At 44.1% G+C, this 21,605-nt stretch carries 22 protein-coding genes; 20 read left to right on the forward strand and 2 right to left on the reverse strand.

The features are described 5' to 3' along the window. The first annotated feature begins 10 nt into the window (after positions 1-10). The 13 genes from pfkA to BM377_RS10875 all read left to right on the forward strand — a co-directional run bounded on the left by pfkA (position 11) and on the right by BM377_RS10875 (position 14,072). Positions 11-979, forward strand: coding sequence for a 6-phosphofructokinase (gene pfkA, locus BM377_RS10815; RefSeq protein ID WP_092247980.1), 969 nt, complete (start codon positions 11-13; stop codon positions 977-979). 221 nt (positions 980-1,200) lie between these two features. Next, positions 1,201-2,004 (forward strand): TrmH family RNA methyltransferase, encoded by an 804-nt coding sequence (locus BM377_RS10820; protein ID WP_092247983.1) that lies wholly within the window; start codon positions 1,201-1,203, stop codon positions 2,002-2,004. Between the two features lie 5 nt (positions 2,005-2,009). After that, positions 2,010-2,804 carry a pyrroline-5-carboxylate reductase gene (proC, locus tag BM377_RS10825; RefSeq protein ID WP_092248140.1) on the forward strand — a complete coding sequence of 265 codons (795 nt, stop codon included), beginning with the start codon at positions 2,010-2,012 and terminating at the stop codon, positions 2,802-2,804. Between the two features lie 136 nt (positions 2,805-2,940). Beyond that, a complete protein-coding gene (locus BM377_RS10830) occupies positions 2,941-4,059 on the forward strand; it encodes a cell wall hydrolase (protein ID WP_092247986.1) in 1,119 nt (372 codons plus the stop codon). Between the two features lie 113 nt (positions 4,060-4,172). Then, on the forward strand, positions 4,173-5,162 hold the full coding sequence (gene argF / locus BM377_RS10835; RefSeq protein ID WP_092247989.1) for an ornithine carbamoyltransferase: 990 nt from the start codon (positions 4,173-4,175) through the stop codon (positions 5,160-5,162). Between the two features lie 5 nt (positions 5,163-5,167). Further along, positions 5,168-5,986, forward strand: coding sequence for a biotin--[acetyl-CoA-carboxylase] ligase (locus BM377_RS10840; RefSeq protein ID WP_092247992.1), 819 nt, complete (start codon positions 5,168-5,170; stop codon positions 5,984-5,986). 12 nt (positions 5,987-5,998) lie between these two features. Then, positions 5,999-6,817: a type III pantothenate kinase gene (locus tag BM377_RS10845; RefSeq protein WP_092247995.1), complete on the forward strand. Its 819-nt coding sequence runs from the start codon at positions 5,999-6,001 to the stop codon at positions 6,815-6,817. Continuing rightward, positions 6,814-7,308 (forward strand): DUF6145 family protein, encoded by a 495-nt coding sequence (locus BM377_RS10850; protein WP_242948155.1) that lies wholly within the window; start codon positions 6,814-6,816, stop codon positions 7,306-7,308. Before BM377_RS10845 ends, BM377_RS10850 begins: the two co-directional genes overlap by 4 nt. Before the next feature lie 46 nt (positions 7,309-7,354). Then, positions 7,355-8,335 (forward strand): tRNA dihydrouridine synthase DusB, encoded by a 981-nt coding sequence (dusB, locus tag BM377_RS10855; RefSeq protein ID WP_092247998.1) that lies wholly within the window; start codon positions 7,355-7,357, stop codon positions 8,333-8,335. Positions 8,336-8,499: 164 nt separating this feature from the next. Further along, the gene (gene greA / locus BM377_RS10860) at positions 8,500-8,985 is read left to right on the forward strand and encodes a transcription elongation factor GreA (RefSeq protein WP_092248001.1); all 486 of its coding nucleotides are present in this window, start codon (positions 8,500-8,502) and stop codon (positions 8,983-8,985) included. A 140-nt stretch (positions 8,986-9,125) separates the two neighbouring features. After that, positions 9,126-10,691: a lysine--tRNA ligase gene (gene lysS / locus BM377_RS10865; protein ID WP_092248004.1), complete on the forward strand. Its 1,566-nt coding sequence runs from the start codon at positions 9,126-9,128 to the stop codon at positions 10,689-10,691. Between the two features lie 168 nt (positions 10,692-10,859). Then, a complete protein-coding gene (locus BM377_RS10870) occupies positions 10,860-11,771 on the forward strand; it encodes a helix-turn-helix transcriptional regulator (protein WP_092248007.1) in 912 nt (303 codons plus the stop codon). A gap of 3 nt (positions 11,772-11,774) precedes the next feature. Then, positions 11,775-14,072 (forward strand): recombinase family protein, encoded by a 2,298-nt coding sequence (locus tag BM377_RS10875; RefSeq protein WP_092248010.1) that lies wholly within the window; start codon positions 11,775-11,777, stop codon positions 14,070-14,072. Positions 14,073-14,579: 507 nt separating this feature from the next. On the opposite strand, the gene BM377_RS16695 is transcribed toward BM377_RS10875, so the two are convergent. Both BM377_RS16695 and BM377_RS10885 read right to left on the reverse strand, forming a co-directional pair. After that, complete coding sequence (locus BM377_RS16695) at positions 14,580-15,083, reverse strand: phage tail tip lysozyme (RefSeq protein ID WP_330392981.1); 504 nt, start codon at positions 15,081-15,083, stop codon at positions 14,580-14,582. Positions 15,084-15,207: 124 nt separating this feature from the next. After that, entirely contained in the window at positions 15,208-15,567 is a 360-nt protein-coding gene (locus tag BM377_RS10885; RefSeq protein ID WP_092248013.1) for a ParA family protein, read from the reverse strand. 234 nt (positions 15,568-15,801) lie between these two features. On the opposite strand from BM377_RS10885, the gene BM377_RS10890 reads away from it, so the two are divergent. The 7 genes from BM377_RS10890 (at position 15,802) to BM377_RS10920 (ending at position 21,115) form a co-directional block, all read left to right on the forward strand. Beyond that, positions 15,802-16,092, forward strand: a complete 291-nt coding sequence (locus tag BM377_RS10890) for an SH3 domain-containing protein (protein WP_330392983.1) — start codon at positions 15,802-15,804, stop codon at positions 16,090-16,092. A gap of 150 nt (positions 16,093-16,242) precedes the next feature. After that, entirely contained in the window at positions 16,243-16,443 is a 201-nt protein-coding gene (locus BM377_RS10895) for a DUF6462 family protein (protein WP_242948156.1), read from the forward strand. Positions 16,444-16,538: 95 nt separating this feature from the next. Continuing rightward, a complete protein-coding gene (locus BM377_RS10900; protein WP_035650251.1) occupies positions 16,539-16,715 on the forward strand; it encodes a hypothetical protein in 177 nt (58 codons plus the stop codon). A 40-nt stretch (positions 16,716-16,755) separates the two neighbouring features. Beyond that, positions 16,756-17,991 carry a tyrosine-type recombinase/integrase gene (locus tag BM377_RS10905; protein WP_092248016.1) on the forward strand — a complete coding sequence of 412 codons (1,236 nt, stop codon included), beginning with the start codon at positions 16,756-16,758 and terminating at the stop codon, positions 17,989-17,991. Between the two features lie 458 nt (positions 17,992-18,449). After that, complete coding sequence (locus BM377_RS10910) at positions 18,450-18,815, forward strand: DUF6462 family protein (protein WP_022766300.1); 366 nt, start codon at positions 18,450-18,452, stop codon at positions 18,813-18,815. 832 nt (positions 18,816-19,647) lie between these two features. Then, a complete protein-coding gene (locus tag BM377_RS10915; protein ID WP_026495897.1) occupies positions 19,648-19,860 on the forward strand; it encodes a DUF6462 family protein in 213 nt (70 codons plus the stop codon). 13 nt (positions 19,861-19,873) lie between these two features. Continuing rightward, the gene (locus BM377_RS10920) at positions 19,874-21,115 is read left to right on the forward strand and encodes a site-specific integrase (protein ID WP_092248019.1); all 1,242 of its coding nucleotides are present in this window, start codon (positions 19,874-19,876) and stop codon (positions 21,113-21,115) included. Positions 21,116-21,605 lie beyond the last annotated feature (490 nt).

Here is a 21,605-nt window from a genome sequence, read left to right on the forward strand (position 1 = left end):
GAAATCAGTTATGGCAAAGGAAATCAAAACAATCGGCGTATTGACCAGCGGTGGCGATGCTCCCGGAATGAACGCTGCGATCAGAGCAGTTGTTCGTAAGTCTCTTGCAAACGGACTTAAGGTCAAGGGTATCAAGAAGGGTTATCAGGGTCTTCTTAACGAGGAGATTGAGGATATGGACAGAAGAAGCGTTGCTGATATTATTCAGCGAGGCGGAACTATTCTCGGAACAGCTCGTTGTATGGAATTCACAACTCCCGAGGGTCAGGCCAAGGGTGCTGAGATTTGCCGTAAGCATGGAATTGACGGTGTTATCGTAATCGGTGGTGACGGATCATACCGCGGAGCTCAGAAGCTTTCACAGCAGGGTATCAATACTGTAGGTATTCCCGGAACAATCGACCTTGATATTTCATGTACTGACTATACAATCGGTTTTGACACAGCCATCAACACAGCGATGAGCGCAATAGATAAGATCCGTGATACATCATCATCTCACGAGAGAGTTAGTATCGTAGAGGTTATGGGACGTCACGCAGGATACATCGCACTTTGGTGTTCAATCGCCAACGGTGCGGACGACATTCTTCTTCCTGAGAAGTATGACTACAACGAGCAGCGTATTATCGACAACATCATCGATAATCGTAAGAAAGGTAAGACACACCACATCATCGTTAATGCCGAGGGTATCGGACATTCAACATCAATGGCACGTCGTATCGAGGCTGCTACAGGTCTTGAGACAAGAGCTTCAATCCTCGGATACATGCAGCGTGGTGGTAGCCCGACATGTAAGGACCGTGTATATGCATCAATGATGGGATGCTATGCAGCTGATATCCTTGCAGCAGGCAAGACTAACAGAGTAGTTGGTTATCGCAACGGTCAGTTCGTTGATTACGATATCGACGAGGCTCTTGCAATGAAGAAGAACATCAACGAGTACATGTACGAGATCGCTCGTCTTCTTTGATATAAGTGCCGCGCACATGCGTGCATGAACAGAATAACAATACAGACTTACAGCCCCTTATCGGATGATTCCGGTGAGGGGCTTTTTTGAGCAGAGAACATGACGAGGTATTAACGAGGCTAGTTCGAGCCATGGGTATGTGCTATACTATTAATACTCGCCACGTTTAATCATGGCACTGCGCAGTAATGCGCTGATTTTGTTTTAAAGAGAGATTTCATATGATAACAAGCCTAAACAACGACCGTGTTCGCAAGGTCGTAAGTTATATAGAAAAAAATAAGGCAAGGCGCGAAGACGACGTATTCGTCATCGAAGGCATGAAGATGCTGCGTGAAGCGCCGGTACTTCAGGTGCGCGAAGTTTACGTTACCGAGAAGTTTGCGGATGAAGCTTCCGAGGACGACAAAGAGATCCTTTGGAGATATGGCGCCGAGACAGTTACCGCCGAAGTTATGAAGAAGATGGCTGCAACGCAGACACCGCAAGGCGTTCTTGCGGTTGTAAGTCAGTATCACTACGCGCTTGAAGAAGTTCTTGAGGGTTATAATAAGGACATGGGCAGCGCACAGCCTCTTTTGCTCGTGCTTGAGAACATTCAGGATCCGGGGAACCTCGGCACTATGCTCAGAAGCTCAGAGGGCGCGGGAGTTACGGGCGTCATCTTAAGTAAGGGCTGCGCCGATATGTACAATCCCAAGGTTGTTCGCTCTACGATGGGATCTATTTTCAGGATGCCGTTTATCTATGTGGAAGATCTTCCGAACATGGTAAAAGAGCTGGCACAGGCCGGAATTACAACCTACGCCGCTCACCTCAAAGGTAAAAAGAACTACGACGAATTTGATTATACAAAGCCGACCGCATTCCTTATCGGAAATGAAGGAAACGGTTTGACCAAAGAGACTGCCGATGCTGCAAGCGAATACGTACTCATCCCCATGAAGGGCGAAGTTGAGTCGATGAACGCAGCGACATCTTCAGCTATACTTACATTTGAAGCATCAAGACAGAGGAGGAGATGAAGACCATGACAATTGGATTTATCGGACTTGGAAACATGGCGAAAGCCATAATCGGAGGAATACTTGCAAAAGGACTTATGGGTCCCAACGAGATCATCGGAACCGCAGCAACTGAGGAGACATGCCTTAAGGTTGCCAACAAATACGGTATCCAGACACGCAGTTCCAATGAGGCTGTTGCTAAGGAAGCGGACATCATAATTCTTGCCGTTAAACCTCAGTATCTCAAGGTGGTTATCGCGGACATTATGGACAGCGTAGATGACAGCAAGGTTGTTGTCAGCATCGCAGCGGGCAAGACAATCCAGTGGCTTCAGAACGAATTTGAGAAGCCCGTTAAGCTCATCAGAGTTATGCCCAACACACCTGCGCTCGTACTTGAAGGCTGCTCTGCGGTTTGCAGAAACGACCTTGTGGGCGACGATGATTATCATTTTGTAAAAGAGCTTTTGGAGAGCTTTGGTAAGGCTTATACAGTTCCCGAATCACTTATGGATGTTGTTGTCGGCGTCAGCGGATCGTCACCTGCCTACGTATTTCTTTTTATCGAAGCAATGGCAGATGCGGCTGTCGAAGGCGGAATGCCAAGAAAGCAGGCTTATGAATTTGCCGCTCAGTCGGTTCTCGGAAGTGCCAAGATGGTGCTTGAAACAGGCAAGCATCCCGGCGAGCTCAAAGACATGGTATGCTCACCTGCAGGTACAACAATAGAAGCTGTTCATGTTCTTGAAAACGAAGGCTTCAGAGGCGCGGTAATGGACGCTGTTCAGGCTTGTATAGAGAAGAGCAGAAGCTTGTAAAAAAATACAAAATTTGACAAAAAATTGTATGTTTGCTAATATCACTTACGAAAAAGTTTCGCTGTAAGCCTTTACATATTATGAGGGTGTAAAATCGACTTACGGCAATTTTGGTATCTAAATAGGAAGCAAATATATGAAAAAAGCTAGAAAGTTATCCCTTACGATAGTGAGACTTGCTACGATTTGCTCTCTAGTCCTATTTCTTTTCTTTTCCCAGGGGATAATTGCAGACGCAGCGAAAGCAGGAGTACCGTATTCGGATGTTTCGGCAGGAATATCCAATATCGTTAGTCCCGTTACGCCACTTGGGATAGATAAGAATGCAACAGAGACTAAAGTATGTAGTAACTCGGAGAAGTCATCTTCTTCCGCAAGTAGTGCCTCATCATCTGACAGTAATGAGCACAGTCTTGTTATGGCTAACGTAAGCAAAGTAATGAACATAAGAGAAACTCCCGACGAAGAAAGCAGTAAAGTCGGAGTCCTTTATAAGGACTGTGGAGGAAAGCTCTTGGAGAGAAAGGACGGCTGGTCCAAGATTAAGTCCGGAGACCTCATAGGTTGGGCCAAGGATGAGTATCTTCTTTTTGATGATGAAGCTCAGGCACTTGCACAGGACGTTGGAAAGCAGATCGTCACCAGTCAGAGCAGTGCTCTTAATGTCAGAGCGGAAGCATCGGATGATGCTGAAGTATTAGGAGTTCTCGGAGAAAAGACCTTTGTCGATATGATAGAGGATCTCGGGAACGGATGGATCAGCGTTGATTACAACGATGAGACAGGTTATGTTTTGGCAGATTGTGTAACCACAGATTTTAAGATCGACCATGGTGAAACAATGGCAGCCATCAAGCAAAGAGAGCTTGAAAAGAAGAAAGCCAAGCTTACCGAAAACCGTGGCGCGGTTGCCGCAGATGCGGACGAGCTTAAACTTCTTGCAGCACTTATTCAGTGCGAAGCAGGTAACCAGCCTTATGAAGGAAGAGTTGCCGTCGGAGCGGTTGTTATGAACCGTGTTAAGAGCGGAGCTTATCCCAACACTATTCAAGGCGTTATCTATGCATCGGGACAGTTTACACCGGCGCTTAACGGAACGGTTGACAGAGTATATACAGGTGGAAATATTTACGACACCAATTACCAGGCTGCACAGGCAGCGCTCAACGGAGAGACCACTGTCGGAGGAGCACTTCACTTCAGAAGGAACAACGGCAGAGAAGGACAGGTTATCGGAGCACACGTATTCTGGTAATATACAAGGGATTGCAGAGATGCAGTCCCTTTTACAATTTGCCCGTGTTTACAATTGGCGTTTGCCGTGTGATAATAATGGGTAATTATTAGACGAAAGCAGAGGAGCACATTATGAACTTAAAGGGACGCGATTTTTTAAAACTTCTTGATTACACACCCGAAGAGATCACATATCTTTTGGATGTTGCTGCAGATCTCAAGGAAAAGAAGAGAAACGGCATTCTTCACGACGAGCTTAAGGGCAAGAACGTAGCACTTATTTTTGAGAAGACAAGTACGCGTACCAGATGTGCTTTTGAAGTAGCCGCCAAAGACCTTGGTATGGGATCAACTTTCCTTAATCCCACAGACTCACAGATCGGTAAAAAAGAGAGTATCGCCGATACCGTAAGAGTTCTTTCTAGGTTCTATGACGGAATAGAATACAGAGGTTTCGAGCAGGATATTGTTGAGACAATGGCTAAGTACAGCAGCGTGCCGGTATGGAACGGACTTACCAACGAGTTCCATCCCACACAGATGCTCGCAGACCTTCTTACTATCAGAGAGCATTTCGGACGTATCAAGGGAATTAATTTCGTATACATGGGCGATGCAAGATACAACATGGGTAATTCCTACATCGTTACAGCTGCCAAGATGGGCATGAACATTACGATAGTGACTAACAAGAAATATTTCCCCGAGCAGGGACTTATTGATACATGTAATGAGATCGCCAAGCAGACAGGCGCTACACTTAAGTTTACAGAGGACGTCATGGAAGGAACCAAGGGCGCAGACGTTATCGCGACCGATATCTGGGTATCCATGGGCGAGCCCGAGGAAGTTTGGGAGGAGAGAATCAAAGATCTTTCTCCTTATCAGGTAAATATGGATGTCATGAACAATGCCGGTGAAGGTGCCGTATTCATGCACTGCCTGCCTTCATTCCACGATCTTAACACTACCATCGGAAAAGAGATCAAAGAGAAATTCGGTCTTGATGAGATGGAAGTTACAAACGAAGTATTTGAGTCAGAAAGATCTATCGTTTTTGACGAAGCAGAGAATCGTATGCATACCATTAAGGCAGTTATGTACGCAACACTCAAAGGATAATTTTTATGCTAAGTGCAGAGAACATAAAAGGGCAGCTACACACGAGGTGGGCTGCCTGTAACCTTGTTTATAAGGAAGAAACAGGCTCGACCAACGATGACGCTGCGCTCCTTGCAAAAGAGGGTGCGCCGCACGGAACACTTGTCGTAGTCGACAGACAGAGCGCCGGAAGGGGCACCAGAGGAAGAGTCTGGGAGACCCAGGAAGGAAGCAACGTTGCGATGAGCCTCATAGTAAGACCCGATGCAACTCCCGATAAGCTTTCTATGATGACGCTTATCATGGGACTTTCCGTTGCGCAGGGAATCGAGGATGTTATCCTGGATAATGAAGACATACTTGATTTTCCTCAGATCAAATGGCCCAATGACGTTATTATCGCGGGCAAAAAAATCTGTGGCATCCTTACAGAGCTTCACATGAATAATGACAACACTGTCAGCGACGTTGTCATCGGAGTCGGTATCAATGTCAACATGACTGTTTTTCCCGATGATATAAAAGGCATCGCCGGATCGATCTATTCACAGACAGGCTACAAGGTTGACAGAAGCGCGGTCGTTGCTGCGGTCATGAAACGCTTTGAAGACAATTATGATACATACATGAAGAGCTTTGATCTTTCTCTTTTAAAAGATGAATATGAAGAGAGGCTCATCAACAAAGATAAAACGGTAAAAATACTTGATCCTGCGGGAGAGTACGAAGCAACAGCCAAGGGCATTACAATTGGCGGAGCGCTTATAATAGAAAAAGAGGACGGAAGCATTTCCGAGATAAATGCCGGCGAAGTGTCTGTGCGAGGCCTTTATGGATATGTTTAACGGAGGGAAGTTATGATTCTTGTTATCGATGTAGGTAATACGAATATCACATTTGGAGTTTATTCAAAGGATAAGCTCGTAGGCTCATTTAGAATGACGACACAGATGTCACGTACTTCGGATGAGTTCGGGATCATGCTGTTGCAGCTTCTTGCAAGCAACGGAATTGTAAAAGAAAAGATAGACGGCGTAATGATCGCGAGCGTTGTTCCCAAGATCATGCATGCACTTATCAATGCGATCACAAAATACATCGGCAAGAAACCTTATATCGTAGGCCCCGGAATCAAGACGGGACTTAAGATCGTAACCGACAATCCAAGAGAGATAGGACCCGACCTTATCGTTGGCGCGGTTGCCGCGTATGAGCTATACGGCGGACCAATCCTTGTAATAGATTTTGGTACGGCGACAACTTACGTTGCGGTTAATGAAAAAGGAGAATTCTTTACCGGAGTGGTTGCTCCCGGAATCGGAATCTCAGCAAAGGCACTCTGGGAAGACACAGCGAAGCTCCCCGAAGTTGAGATCGTTAAGCCCAAGAGTATCCTTGCAAAAGAAACGATATCAAGTATGCAGGCGGGACTTGTGTACGGCCAGATCGGTCAGACCAAGTACATCATCAATGAGATGAAAAGAGAGTCCGGACTTACAAATATGAAAGTCGTTGCGACGGGAGGCCTCGGAAGACTTATATCGGCAGAGACCGAGGAGATTGACATCTACGATCCGAACCTTATCCTTGAGGGATTAAATATCCTTTATGCCAAGAACAGTAAGAACAAACCCCAGTTAAAAGAAGATGAAAACGGAGAGTTTGACGTAAAATGAGAGCAGATAAATTCGAAGAAGAATACAATAAAGAATTCGGTGAAGGCGGCAAGAATTTTGACGCCGAGTTCTCCGAAGGAAAAGAAGACCTTAAGATAGACGAGATGCAAAAGACCAACAAGGGTCGTACTTTCGAGAATGTAGCGAATGGAAGAGTGGTACTTTGCGGAGCTAACGCATACGAGCAGAAGTACTATTTTAACCCTATATTTAAGCAGATTCCCGAGAGTATTAAGAAAGAGCTCAATATTATCAGCGTTCTTTTTACTCAGGAAGCGGGCGGAATCTTTACCATCGTATTTGAGGAAGACGGAAATATCAGCATTGAGACCGATGCGGATGAAGAGGACATCACATACGATGAGATCACTGCGGGACTTCTTGTCGGAGAAGTAAGAAGAAAGAGACAGGATCTTTTCGAGGCGCTCGGCCTTTATTACAGGATATATGTGCGCGGAGAGAATCCTGCGGACATTCTTGAGGAAGAGTAAAAAAAGCAGAGGCATGCGCAAATTTTTTTGAAAGAGAATCAGACATATGGCAGGCTACGGAAAGTTACAGATAGGAAACGTAACCCTTGAAAATAACATAATACTGGGACCCATGGCAGGTGTATCAGACCTGCCGTTTCGTTTGCTATGCCGTGAAATGGGTGCCGGGCTTGTGTGCATGGAGATGGTGAGCGCCAAGGCCATTATCTACAAGAACCGAAACACAGGCTTGCTCATGGAGATTCATGAAGATGAACACCCTGTTTCACTCCAGCTTTTCGGATCGGAACCTGCAATCATGCAGGAGGCAGTCGGTATGATCAAGGACAGACCCTATGACATACTTGATGTAAACATGGGCTGCCCCGTGCCTAAGGTTGTCAGTAACGGTGAAGGCTCGGCACTTATGAAAAAGCCTGAGCTTATTCAAGAGATAGTTGCAGCGCTCGTGAAAGTTTCTGACAGGCCTGTCACAGTTAAGATAAGAAAAGGCTTTAATGATGCATCGGTAAACGCGGTTGAATGTGCGCTTGCGGCTACCGAGGGCGGAGCTGCCGCGATAGCCGTGCACGGAAGAACCAGAGAGCAGTATTATTCGGGAGAAGCCGACTGGGAGATCATTTCCAAGGTAAAAGAGGCTGTGAATGTCCCTGTTATCGGAAACGGAGATGTGAATACGCCTCAGGATGCACAGCGCATGTTCGATGAGACCGGATGCGACGGCGTAATGGTAGCAAGAGCCGCTCAGGGCAATCCTTTTATCTTCAGGGAATTCAAAAGCTTTTTTGAAATCGGAGAGATCTGTGAAAAGCCAAGTATGCAGGAAATCTACGATACGGTCATAAGGCATGCCGATCTGCAGCTTAAGTACAAGGGCGAGTACATCGGAATAAGAGAAATGCGTAAGCACGTGTCTTGGTATACCTACGGAATGCCGGGCAGCGCCAAGTTTAGGAATGAGATAAACCAGATGACGGATATGGATTCGCTTAAGCGTGCTTGTGCCGCAGTTATGTTGGGACAGTGAGGGATTCGCCGGACGTTTTGGACGGGAAAATGCAAATCATTGACACATAAAATAATAGACTGTATAATATCCAAGTTAAAAAGAAGTTTTTATTATTTTAAATACATTCAAATAAATGCTCCGCGAAGGAAGCTTATAAAAATTTGAAGGGGTAGGAATTCGACATGGAAGAGAAGAAGAATATTTTAACTTACGAAGGACTCAAGAAATACGAGGACGAGCTTCATGAGCTTAAGGTAGTCAAGCGTAAGGAAGTTGCAGAGAAGATTAAAGAGGCAAGAGAGCAGGGCGACCTTTCAGAGAACGCCGAGTACGATGCAGCCAAGGATGAGCAGAGAGACATCGAGGCTAGAATCGAAGCTCTTGAGAAAATCCTTAAGAACGCAGAAGTTGTTGTAGAAGAGGACGTAGACCTCAACAAGATCAGCATCGGATGCAAGGTTAAGATTCGCGACCTTGAGTTCAACGAGGACCTTGAATATAAGATTGTAGGCTCATCTGAGGCGAACAGCCTTAAGGGCAAGATTTCCAACGAGTCACCTGTAGGTAAGGCTCTTCTTGGTGCCAAGAAGGGACAGACTGTATCTGTAGAGACACAGGCAGGCGTGCTTAAGTATAAGGTTCTCGGAATCGAGAGATCTGATAACTAAGTAACTTACCTTTTTGAGTGTATACGTGACTCTCAAATAATTGGTGATCTTAACAGTGATTTTTGGAGCCGGCGATTATACGTATTCGCTGGCTTTTTTTAAGAAATAATATCGGACTATTATGATACGGAGGAAGTAAAGTGGCAGAGAATAATCAGCAGAATAACCAGAACACACAGGAGGATGTCGGACGCCTTCGCCAGGTAAGAAGAGACAAGCTTGCTGAGCTTCAGGCGCAGGGAAGAGATCCTTTTCAGATTGTAAAATACGATCAGACACATCATACACAGCAGATCAGGGACAACTTTGAAGCTCTTGAATTCGTTGCTCCCGTTGATGAGGACGGAAAGGCTATCACAGTACCTCTTTCAGACATTCCTGCAGACAAGGTTGTAAGCCTTGCAGGACGTATGATGAGTAAGCGTGTCATGGGTAAGGCTTCTTTTGCCAACCTTCAGGACAGAGACGGACGCATGCAGCTCTATGTGTCAAGAAATGACCTTGGAGACGAGGCTTATGCTGATTTCAAGAAAATGGATATCGGTGACATCATCGGTATTAAGGGATTTGCTTTCAGAACCAAGACCGGTGAGATTTCAGTTCATGTAAAAGAGCTGGTTCTTTTAGCTAAGTCACTTATGCCCCTCCCTGAGAAATTCCACGGACTTACAGATACAGAGATCCGTTACAGACAGAGATATGTTGACCTTGTTATGAACGAAGAGGTCAAGGAGACATTCAAGAAGAGAAGCGCTATTCTTCGCGAGATCCGTAACTTCCTTGCTGACAGAGATTTCATGGAAGTTGAGACTCCCATGCTCGTTGAGAATGCGGGCGGCGCTGCTGCAAGACCTTTCCTCACACACTACAACGCACTTGATGAGGAGAGAAAGCTTCGTATCTCTCTTGAGCTTTATTTAAAGAGACTTATTGTAGGCGGAATGGAGAGAGTCTTCGAGATCGGACGTGTATTCAGAAACGAGGGTACAGACACAAGACACAACCCTGAGTTCACTCTTATGGAGCTCTACCAGGCATATACTGACTATGAGGGTATGATGGAGCTTACAGAGTCCATGTTCCGTTATCTTGCTGAGAAGGTTTGCGGTACAACTCAGATTCCTTACGGCGACAATATCATCGACCTTGGCAAGCCTTTCGAGCGTCTTACAATGAACGACGCCATCAAGAAGTATGCCGGTGTTGATTTCGATGCGGTTAAGACAGACGAAGAGGCCAAGGCTATCGCTAAGGAGCGCGGCATTGAGTTTGAAGATCGTCACAAGAAGGGCGATATCATCAATCTTTTCTTCGAGGAGTTCTGCGAGAAGAACCTGATCCAGCCTACATTTATCATGGATCATCCTCTTGCTATCTCACCTCTTACCAAGAAGAAACCCACAGATCCCGAGAAGGTTGAGCGTTTCGAGCTCTTCATCAACACATGGGAGATGTGTAACGCATATTCAGAGCTTAACGATCCTATCGATCAGCGCGAGCGTTTCGCCGCTCAGGATGCCAACGCGGCAGCAGGCGACGAAGAGGCTGAGCACACCGACGAGGACTTCCTCAATGCCCTCGAGATCGGTATGCCCCCTACAGGCGGTATTGGATACGGAATCGACCGTCTCTGCATGTTGCTTACTAACAGTGCAGGTATAAGAGATGTGCTGCTGTTTCCCACGTTAAAATCGCTGAACAGCTGATAAATACTGGGATTGCGGGCATTTTTGATGTCAAACATTTAAGGACATACATTATTAAAAAAATCCAAGAGAAAAGACATATATCGTCACAGAATATCTTTTTGATATTTCTGTGGCGATTTTTTTAAACTTGAACTATATTCAAGTTTTCGTTGCTATGATTAGTTCATGGGAGCATTTTTTCAAAACAAGATAAAAGAAAAGCGTGAAGAGGCCGGGCTGACACAGAAACAGCTCGGAGACAGGATTGGGGCTGACGATACACTGATATCTAAATATGAGACCGGTGAAGCTCTACCGACATACGACAAATTGCTTAAGATGGCCAGTATTTTTCATACCACAACAGAGGAGCTGATGGGGGTAAAGCGAAGAGAGGAGAGAAAATACAATGAAGCCGGAGAGCGAATTCTTAACATAGAAAATGGAGAGATAGTCAGACGACAGTTTATGTCAAGGGTTAATGATGAAGCAGCGACACTTACCCCTGACGGAGTTTCATTTTCTACGCAGTGCATCCGCAAGTGGGAAGGTATTGATTATATCCAGATCATAATTGTCAAAGAACAAAAACTTATGATAATCAGAAAGAGCAATGAGGATGAACTTGACGCTCAGAGGTGGTGTCGTATTAAAGATGGCAAGATAATTCGCAGGAAGATCACGGGAAGGGAGTTTTCTGCAAGGTTATATAAGATGATGAACTGGAATCGAGGGTATTCGCATAAGATCAGCGGATATATCGGGGTCAATGAGGCAGATCCGACTGAGAAGATGTGGTTCTTTGAATTATCTGAAGCAGAGGCAAGTCCGATTATGACAAGATCACGGCTTAAGATGGGAGTATTCGATTCGGAACTTGATGAAAAAACAATTGAAAGACTAAAGGATATAGAGAACGAGAAGGCTGAGGAAAAGGAACGGCGACAGAAGGCAAAGGGCGATGGAAAGGATCCCGGTCCTGTTACACAGTATATATTGTATCCGGATGATTGGGGACAATATACTTTTGGCCCGCCTCCGGCTGAACATAAGGTTAAAGCTAAGATAAGGATAGAAGATACCGGTGGGGAGGAGTAAAATATGGCAGTATACGAAACAAAAGAGGATGTAAAGAGACGTGTATGGAACGGAAAGGATAAGTCCAAGATAAAGAAAATATTGCCGATTGAAAGACCAAAAGTTGATTTTAAAGACAGAAAGCTTAGGGTGGCGGTCTACTGCAGGGTCTCGACAGACAGTGTAAGTCAGGCGGTTTCTTTTAATCTTCAAAAGAAATATTATATCAACTATGTCAGATCCAACCCGAATTGGAAATTGGTGGCCTTGTATTCTGACGAGGGAAAGTCTGCAACAACTACAAAAAATCGTGTTGGTCTTCAGATGATGGAGGAGGATGCAAGAGCGGGTAAGTTTGATCTTATAATAACCAAGAGTATATCGAGGCTATGCAGAAATCTTGGGGACAGTGTTCGTATAACCAGAGAACTTAGAAAACTGGATAAGCCTGTCGCGATTTATTTTGAAACTGAAAAGATGGATACTTTCAATCCTACAATGCGTCTTATTATAGATGTTCTTGCAATTGTCGCAGAGGAAGAAAGTCAGAAAAAATCAGAAGCCATTACTGCGTCCTACAGGCAACGCTACGAAGATGGCTCTTTTACAGTGCCGGCATCTCTGGGATACAGAAGAACCGGTGTTAACAGGATTGACATTGATGAAGAGGAAGCAAAGACTGTCAGGCTTATTTATGATATGTACCTGGCCGGGTTTGGCCCGGAGGAAATAGCACAAACATTGATTGAATTAAGGCGGAAGAAACACACGCATATATGCCTTAACGGCACTGTAAAAGAAGGGTTGATGAACTGGAACACAGATAGCGTGCTGAGAGTATTTGATAATGAGAAGAAATGTGGAGATGTTCTTGCGCAGAAAACATATACTGTTGATTGTCAGGAGCATACTTCCAGAAAAAATATAAGAAACGTTACGCAGTACTATGGTATTGACCAACATCCTGCGATAATATCCAGAGATGATTTTTACTTGGCATATAAACTCAAGAATGCCAATAAGAATGGCTGGAGGAATGGACCGCAGGTCCTTAAAACTTATATGACAGGGGTGCTTAAAGGTTACGTGCTTGTAGTTCCGGGATGGCAGGGATTTGAAGCTACCGATTATATGCGTGCATCTCTTAAGGCGTATGACGTTTATCAGGGAAAAGAGTCCATATATCCAGATTATGTGCTATCAGGTATGGTTGAATCAGAAAAATCGGCTATGCAGGAAACTGAAAAAGAAATTGAGCATCTATATGTGGTGTCAGATGAAGAATTTAATTCAGAGCAGGGCATGACGGATGAAGAATGTGAGATTATAGAATCAGATAACGGTGATTACTGTGATGAGTTGGATGAACTAAGAGCGATGGTAAGCGTTAAAGTCGATGCTACGGTATCAATGTATTCTCCGGTAAGTGCACGCTTTTTTTATACAGGAAGTAAACCGGTGCTTACATTTGACAGGAATGGATTTATCTGTAATAAAACATGTCTGGAAAAGCTGGGAGTTCCGGACATATCGTATGAGGTAGAGGTCCTTTATAATCCGATATATGGAAAAATGCTCTTGCGAAAAGCTGCGGATGAATCTGTCGGTTTTACCAAGCTAATATGGTGCATGAACAAAAATGGTTTAATTAAAATGAAAAGATGTGCTGCGTCGGCACTTGCGAATGCTGTATATCGTTGTATGAAATGGGATACCGCTAATAAATACAAGGTATATGGTGAAGTTATCGTAGTGGAAGGTCAAAAATACTTGTCATTTGATCTTGAGGATCCGGTAGTAAGAGTGAAAGTGGCTAAACCGGAAGGGGATAATAAAGAACATGCTGACAGAATCGATATTAGTGTCGTAAACCCTAGTGAGATAGAAGCGTCATATGATGAAGGTGAATCATTGAAAAATGAAATGGACGGGCTTGAAGACGTTCGTGGAGATAACAGGAGTAAGGCGGTTCTTTTTAGCGATAATGAGATAGAAGAAAACACTATAGATATATCGGGGATTGGCGATATGAAATACGATCCTAAATTCATTAAGGGTATAATCGAAAGAAGACTTGAGCCATCCGAAAGCTGGGACTATCTAGACGGACTTATAAAATGGACGAAATCAGGATTTGATCTATTATCGCTTAGATGGCTTGATAATATGCAAGCTGCCAGAAACAAGCTTTATGATGATGGAACAAGGATAACCAGTAGGGATTTCGGTTGGCCAACCTACTATTCTTTCCCAACTAAAGAATCGGTCATGGCAGAAATCGAAGAGTTGCGCAGAAAGTTAAAAGAAACCGATGTAAATTAACAACGCTTATCTTATCGGGAAAAGAAGACTATTTGGCGTTGTAAATGTAAATGCCACAGTCAGGCGTGATAGGATATGGAATAGATATCTTAATCATGTCTTCGTTAAATAAATGGAGAATTAGAGATGTATTGGAGTTCCCGACCTTGAAGTCGTTGAGCTGAGAAATGCAGTAAAATCAAGGCTTCCGAGCCCTTGAGATAAAAAAGTACAGCAAGAGTACAGCAAATTTCGCTCCTATAATACCCGATAACACTGAATAATACGGGAAAGGACGAAAAGCAGTACGAAGCAGCAGGAAAGAAAAATAGAAGTTGCGCTTATTGAGAGCCACTTTTCTAAGAGAAATCTTGGAAGAGTGGCTCTTTTCGTTTTGGCGAATGTCCGGGAACCTTCAGCAAGGCAACGATGCACACAAAGCTTCAAGGATACAATGAACAAGGAGGCAACGAACATGGCATTTAAGAAGATCAGGAATATGAAGGTTTACGAGCAGTCGGGCTATCGCTACAAGAGCACTCCGACGATTATGCTCAAAGGACAGTGGCTCAAAGAACTTGGATTCTGAAGCACAGTCAGCACCGCCTGATAACTCATCATCAGTTCCTTCCAAAGGAAATCTAGCTGCATCTGAAGATCCCCGATGCTTTTTCCCCTGGACTTAGCAAATTCAAAAATCCCCTGCTTCCTGCTCCAAAAAGTCCACTGAGCCAGGCCATATCCGGCACCGTCTCTGATGAAATTGCCATACGCTCCCATATCGACCGCAAGCGTGTATGCCTCATCATCCATACCCAGCTTCTTTTCAAAACTGTTCTGAAGGTTATTCGCTCTCAGTCCTGATTCCGCATCGTTCCACCAAGATATCCTCACGCAACAGTACACCGCTGTCATCTGCATCGCGGATCTCTCGGTCACATACTTGCCTGAAGCCGTCCCGCCTAAGAAAAAAATGTGGTACTTCTCAGCAAGCTCATTTATAAAATGCTCGATGAAGTCATAGTGGATCACGTTGCCCTCTGTCGAAAGCAGGTATCCCTGCCCCTCCCATACATCATAAGGAACGGAAGCCTGCTTTACCCTCTGAGGTATCGTCTCTTCCGGTACCCAAAAGAACGGAAGCAGGATATACTTCTCATCCGCATCCCGTGGTGGAAAGCATCCCTTCAGCTCCCATTTCCAGTCTCAGCTTGCTGTCTACCGCCGAAAGAACCATCGAAGACGGGATAAAATCCACACCGTTCCTGCTATGAATGTAATCGACTGTCTCAGGCAGGGCTTCTTCCTCAATCTCAGCCATCATCAGATGACCGATAGTTACCGGAAGAGCCTCGACATCCTCCACCCCGAAACAGGTGGTAAGATTAGCCTGGCTGTCAAAGTCCACTGCAAGCACCTTCTTCCCGATCTCAGCCAGAGAGTAAGCCAGATTGAAGGTGGTAACGGATTTCCCAACACCGCCCTTAAATGAACCGCACATGATGATCTTTCCCATTACGCATCCCTCCTTCCGTACTCTGTAGCGCCTTCAGCCACGCACATTACCGGTTCCGTTCCGATCTCCGTGAATGTCGCCTCGATCTCGTCAGCCTTGGTGATAATCAACTTTCCACCGCTGCACTCTACACAAATTGGTGTTCCGTATTCGAATGCTGAGAATGTCAGAGAGGCTTCCGATGCGGTGCTGCTTTGGTATGAGAGGCCGGCGGATCAGAGCAATGCGGTGCAGGTGAAGAGAGCTGAGTACGGTGAGGGGTATTATAAGAAATACGCTGGTGGCAGCAGTGATCCGTCATCCGGTGGGATGAGTAACGAAGATTGTCCGTTCCTTGTGAGAGTGAGGGCGACAGATCTCAATATCCGTAAAGGTGCCAGTACGGATTTTGATAGGATAAAGTATATCCCGGTTGGAACATATACTATCGTTGAGGTGAAGTCCGGTAAAGGCTCCAAGGCTGGATGGGGAAGGCTGAAGAGCGGAGCCGGGTGGATAAGCTTGGATTATGTGAAAAGAGTTTAAGAAGAGCGGCTGATGGGGATTTATCTCTGTCAGCCGCTTTTTTCAGTATTATCCCGTAGAGCAAGCTGTTATCGAGTAAACAGGGGGTTAACTTTTTTCCATAGTAGTAGAAGCAGAGAGCTTCAAATAATTTGAAGGAGGCTAACTACTATGGATAGAAAAATACCTAAGAAAGTCGATCGGAAGCGTTTTGTCAGATACAAGGAAGGTGCAGAGATGTATTCCATGTGTCAATCCAAGTTCGAGGATATGGCAAAGGATGCCGGTGCCGTCTACAAGCTGAACAAGCTGGTACTGGTGAACTGCGACATATTCGAGCAGTACCTGGAGACATTCCGCTTATCAGATTGATCCCGAAAATTGATTTGCACTTTTTCAAAATAGGGCTTGACTTATTGACGGGCAATAAGTAAAATAGAGGTACGTTGAGAGAGGAGGCGCAGCAGATGGCTAAGATGGGAAGACCACCATTGGAAGAGCCGATGGTTCATAAGGTATCGGTTCGTTTCACTGAGAGGGAATACCAGAGGCTGAAGGCTTACGCTGAAGCAATCAACAAAACCATGACCGAAGCTTTAAAAGACGGCATCGAATTGCTTTACGAGAAGGAGCCCCGGAAATAAGTGCAGATCTCTTTTCTTTCATTAGAAAGGAGAATGCAAAATGGCAGCAAGAAAAGATAACAAAGGCAGAGCGCTTAGAAAGGGTGAATTCCAGAGGGCGAGCGACGGTAAGTATGTGTATGGTTACACGGATCCGAATGGTGAGAGGCGTTACATCTACTCGAAGGATCTGGCCAAGCTCAGGGAAAGAGAGAAGAAGCTGGTAAAAGACCAGTTGGATGGTCTGGATGTGTATGTGGCAGGAAGCGCGGATTTGAATTTCCTTTATGACCGCTACATTTCCACCAAGTCAGAGCTGAGATCAACCACTTACTCGAATTACACCTATATGTATGATCATTACGTTAGAGATGGATTCGGGAAAAAGAAAATCGGTGATATCAAGTATTCTGACGTGCTTCAGTTCTATCATGATCTCTTGGAGAAGAGAGGGCTTCAGATCAACACTATCGACACGATCCACACTATCCTGCATCCTACGTTTCAGCTTGCAGTCCGTGACGGTATCATCAGAACGAATCCGTCAGACAGGGTGATGGCTGAACTTAGGAAGAAGACCGGAAACAAGAAGGGCATCAGGCATGCTCTTACCTTGGAACAGCAGAGGGCTTTCATGGGCTACATTGCACAGAGCCCGGTATTCGTAGGATGGCTTCCGTTCTTCACGGTACTTTTGGGAACGGGTTGCAGGATTGGTGAGGTGGTAGGACTTCGCTGGGAGGATGTGGATCTCGAAAAGAGGATCATCAGCGTGAACCACGCAATGTCTTATTATCCGAGGCGCGACGATACCTACAAGTGTGAGTTCAGGGTATCGCTTCCGAAGACTGAGGCAGGTATCAGGCTTCTTCCGATGATGCAGCAGGTATATGATGCATTGAAGGGAGAGTACGATCGCCAGATGGAAGAAGGCTTTTCAGAGGCAGTGGTCGATGGGATGACGGGATTCATCTTCACCAATCGTTTCGGAACGATCCATAATCCTCAGGCGGTGAACAGGGCTATCAAGAGGATCTACGAAGCCCATAACGCTGAAGAGATCGTGAAGGCGAAGAATGAGAACAGGGAGCCTGTAATCATTCCGCACTTTTCCTGTCATCATCTGAGGCACACGTTTTGTACACGCTTCTGCGAGAATGAAACGAACGTAAAGGTAATTCAGTCGGTAATGGGACACAAGAGCATTGAGACCACAATGGATATCTATGCTGAAGTGTCAGAGGCAAAGAAGAAGGAAGCATTGGACAATTTGTCAGCGAATTTAGACATCTTTTAGAAAAGAGATCTATGCTTCTTTCCTGCAAAGTACAGCAAGAAATCGGAAGTACAGCAAAGGTACAGCAAATTCCGTTTTTTGCCTACTGCATAGCACTCAATAATACTTCAAAGGAAATTACGGGAATACTTGATAATACTGAGGTTTACCCGATAGTACCGTAAGTCAAATACTCTTCCCGACACTTAAGTCCATGAAGTGATAAGCCCAGTATCCATGAGGGCTTTTGAGATAAGGAATGTCATTTTGACAAACTCCTGACAAACGGGAGATGAATTTAGAGGTTTGTAGATGCGCTCAGAGGCGCACCATTAAAAACAGAAAACTTTTTTTCGATAACTTTACAAAAGGTTATAAGAGCTACTTTTTAGAAAACAAAATTCTAAAAAGTAGCTCTTTTTTGTTGGCTAATTCATGGATGGTTCTTCAGCACATAAAAAATAAGGAGGACATCATACATGAAAAGAAAAAAAGAAGACAGACCGTATTTTGATGATAACCGTGATTACGTTGGCGAACTTGAAAATGAGAATGAGAAAAACAGTCCATTTAACCGGGAAGTTATAGTCCAGGAAAAAGTAGTGATGCGTACCTTGAGGAAAAAATGGCTCAGATATAGGGATGCAGAAATTGTTTACAGCCTTGAACATAAGAAAATTCTTGAGATGGCAGACCAGGCAGGAGCGATTTACAGGAGAGAAGGAACCGTTCTGATCAACAGAGACATCTTTGATGAGTATCTTGAGAGATTCCACCAGCCTGCAGGAATGTATCAAACAAATGGTAATCGTGAGAAAAAAGTTTTGGAAGAAAGAGAGGGCTGAATATGTTCGGAACAATATGGATGAAGATATGGGTATTTGTAGAGAAGTTCTGGCTGTTCCTGATAAGGTAAACCACCTCGTCGGTACCTTCAGATATGCAGCGGACTTTTCTTTTTCGTGTGTCAAAATAATCTACGTAAGTATCTGGAAATCTTTCGATATTGTTTTCATAATTCATAGGGTTTAGTTCATCAAATCTGCTATTCATCGTCATCTCCATATTCAGAAATAAATTCCATTTTCATTTTACATAAGGAAAGACCATATAAGCAATGCATATTTATCCCTGATGTAGCCTGTTGCATGAGTGCTGGCATATTTATAGGACTTTTCAAATGTTATAACTGTGTTATAAGGGGAAAATATGCCTGGCGTGACGACATCACAGGATACGACCTTAACGATTGTTCAGGAGGGATTCTTGGAATCCGGTATGAAGAAATATGATTGCCGTAGAATCCTTTGAATAGTCTTTGCCTACATATTGTCGGACAAAAAGCCTTCTTTAATATGACATGACATTTCTTCCATATTTATATAGAGGGCTTATATAGTGTTCTAAAATATAGAAAAGCAGCTATTATACCTGGTTCTACGGAGCCAGGTACCACTATATAAACAGGGCTACAGTGTATATTGATTATCCAATATTGGAAGAATTTATTTTGTCACATAAGAATCGGTAACGTATGAATAAGACTTGGCAGATTCAGATTAGTTCTTGCTACAGCGCTCGAATAGAGTCATAATAATATTGTGCTGAAGTACTTTTCATGAATTACAGCCAAGTCTAATTTCATAAAACGTCTTTAACTTTGCAGAAAGGAATCAAATGGGCAATGACATTGCTACAGTAAAAGAGACTAAAGCAAAGGCAACAAGACTGATGCGACTCAAAGAAGCTTCGGAGTATTTTAAGGTCGGCAGAGCAACTATGAAAAAGTTGGCAGAAGCCTGCGGAGCTTATTATCCACATAGTAAGACGCTTGTTTTTGTGGATCCGGAACTTGTAGAGGAGTATTTACGAACCGCGAAAAAACGGTAGTTATGGAGGAAGAATGGCAAATTCAAGAAAAGACTTGAAAGGTAACACCCTCTTCCGCGGAGAACATCAGAGAAAATCAGACAAGCGTTATATGTATATCTACATTGATCCTATCGGCAGGAAGAAATACATATATGCAGATAATCTGTTAGAACTTAGACGGAAAGAGGACAAATTAAAAAAGGATCAGCTGGATGGACTTGATATCTATGCTGCAGGCCTTGCAACCATCAATTCGACATATGACAGATACATTTCAACAAGAATAGACCTGAAGGATTCGACACAGAGCAACTATGAATATACTTACGAGCGTTATGTCAGAGATGACTTCGGAAAAAAGAAACTTGTTGATGTAAAGTATTCCGATGTGTTGCAGTTCTACACCTTTTTACATTCGGAAAGGCATCTTTCATTTTCTACTATTGAATCTGTAGATGGATTGTTGCATCCAACATTCGAGTTGGCTGTAAGAGATGATATAATAAGAAAGAACCCGACCGAAGGAGCAAAGAGAGAACTTGCAAAGAGACTTCCTAAGACGGAAACGGAAAGGCAGGCACTTACTCCAGAGCAACAAAAAGCCTTTATGGAATATGTTGCTATGAGCCCGGTGTATTATCATTGGTGGCCGCTTTTTACTGTACTTCTTGGAACGGGAATGCGAATTGGAGAATGCACTGGCCTTCGTTGGCAGGACATCGATCTGAAAGAGGGATGGATAGATGTTAATCATACACTGTCGTACTACCCTCAGAAGGGTTCACGCACATCAAAGCTAAGGATCTCAACACCTAAGACCAAAGCAGGCTGCAGAGTAATCCCTATGATGGATGCTGTTAAAGAAGCATTCCAATTTGAAAAGGAAAACCAACTTGCAGGCAAGGGGTACAATCAGACTGTAGTAGACGGATATTCGGGATTCATTTTCCAAAACAAGTATGGCTCAGTAATGAGCGCTGCCTCAGTTAATAAAGCAATTAAGAGAATCTACAATGATTACAATCATGAGGAAGAGATTGACGCTGTTAGGGAAGATAGGGAACCGATAATACTTCCGCATTTCACATGCCACTATCTGAGACGTACATTTGCTACAAGGCTCTGTGAGGTGGAAGACAATCCAAAAGTGATCCAGGCAGTGATGGGACACAGACAGATTTCTACTACATATGAAATCTATGCTGATTCGTCAGATCGGAGAAACAAAGAATCAATCAATAAGCTTGCAGCAAAGCTTAATGGCGTTTTCTAAAATGGTACTCCGAAAAGAATTTTTCTGACAAACCAAAATTGACAAAACAACATTCTGACAAACGAGCATAATTAGTCAAAGGAAAAGCGCAAAAGTCTACGGAAAGTATACGCTGAAACAAGTACGAAATATCGTGACTGATATAGCCTTTGACAAACAGCTGACAAATCTGTGGGGAAGTCAAATGAACGTAAATGTTCTCAAATGCGTAACCCAAAAAGTTCAGTTATGAAGATAGATGCTCGTATATGTTCTCAAATGCTTCCAAATGCTTAAGCGGTCGAAAAAATCCCGACTCTGAAAAGTCAGAAAGGACAGGACTAGGACGACACGCGTCGACAGCCGGCAACAGCAGACGCACAAGGATGCATCGATACGCACTGACCTCAAAGTCAAAACGGAAGATGCCAATTGATGAGAGCTGATGCCAATTTGCTAATAAATTGATGACCTCTGATGCACGTACTTATAAACTGAAAAATTAGTTTGA

The sequence above is a fragment of the Butyrivibrio sp. INlla21 genome (assembly GCF_900116875.1).
Lineage (GTDB): Bacteria > Bacillota > Clostridia > Lachnospirales > Lachnospiraceae > Butyrivibrio.

Coding starts and splice junctions, on each gene's coding strand:
- argF (WP_092247989.1), top strand. CDS start 4,173: ATGAACTTAAAGGGACGCGATTTTTTAAAACTTCTTGATTACACACCC.
- BM377_RS10845 (WP_092247995.1), top strand. CDS start 5,999: ATGATTCTTGTTATCGATGTAGGTAATACGAATATCACATTTGGAGTT.
- BM377_RS10820 (WP_092247983.1), top strand. CDS start 1,201: ATGATAACAAGCCTAAACAACGACCGTGTTCGCAAGGTCGTAAGTTAT.
- BM377_RS10840 (WP_092247992.1), top strand. CDS start 5,168: ATGCTAAGTGCAGAGAACATAAAAGGGCAGCTACACACGAGGTGGGCT.
- greA (WP_092248001.1), top strand. CDS start 8,500: ATGGAAGAGAAGAAGAATATTTTAACTTACGAAGGACTCAAGAAATAC.
- dusB (WP_092247998.1), top strand. CDS start 7,355: ATGGCAGGCTACGGAAAGTTACAGATAGGAAACGTAACCCTTGAAAAT.
- BM377_RS10905 (WP_092248016.1), top strand. CDS start 16,756: ATGGCAGCAAGAAAAGATAACAAAGGCAGAGCGCTTAGAAAGGGTGAA.
- BM377_RS10830 (WP_092247986.1), top strand. CDS start 2,941: ATGAAAAAAGCTAGAAAGTTATCCCTTACGATAGTGAGACTTGCTACG.
- BM377_RS10870 (WP_092248007.1), top strand. CDS start 10,860: ATGGGAGCATTTTTTCAAAACAAGATAAAAGAAAAGCGTGAAGAGGCC.
- BM377_RS10920 (WP_092248019.1), top strand. CDS start 19,874: ATGGCAAATTCAAGAAAAGACTTGAAAGGTAACACCCTCTTCCGCGGA.
- BM377_RS10915 (WP_026495897.1), top strand. CDS start 19,648: ATGGGCAATGACATTGCTACAGTAAAAGAGACTAAAGCAAAGGCAACA.
- BM377_RS10875 (WP_092248010.1), top strand. CDS start 11,775: ATGGCAGTATACGAAACAAAAGAGGATGTAAAGAGACGTGTATGGAAC.
- BM377_RS10885 (WP_092248013.1), bottom strand. CDS start 15,567: ATGGGAAAGATCATCATGTGCGGTTCATTTAAGGGCGGTGTTGGGAAA.
- BM377_RS10895 (WP_242948156.1), top strand. CDS start 16,243: ATGGATAGAAAAATACCTAAGAAAGTCGATCGGAAGCGTTTTGTCAGA.
- pfkA (WP_092247980.1), top strand. CDS start 11: ATGGCAAAGGAAATCAAAACAATCGGCGTATTGACCAGCGGTGGCGAT.
- BM377_RS10900 (WP_035650251.1), top strand. CDS start 16,539: ATGGCTAAGATGGGAAGACCACCATTGGAAGAGCCGATGGTTCATAAG.
- BM377_RS10910 (WP_022766300.1), top strand. CDS start 18,450: ATGAAAAGAAAAAAAGAAGACAGACCGTATTTTGATGATAACCGTGAT.
- BM377_RS10850 (WP_242948155.1), top strand. CDS start 6,814: ATGAGAGCAGATAAATTCGAAGAAGAATACAATAAAGAATTCGGTGAA.
- proC (WP_092248140.1), top strand. CDS start 2,010: ATGACAATTGGATTTATCGGACTTGGAAACATGGCGAAAGCCATAATC.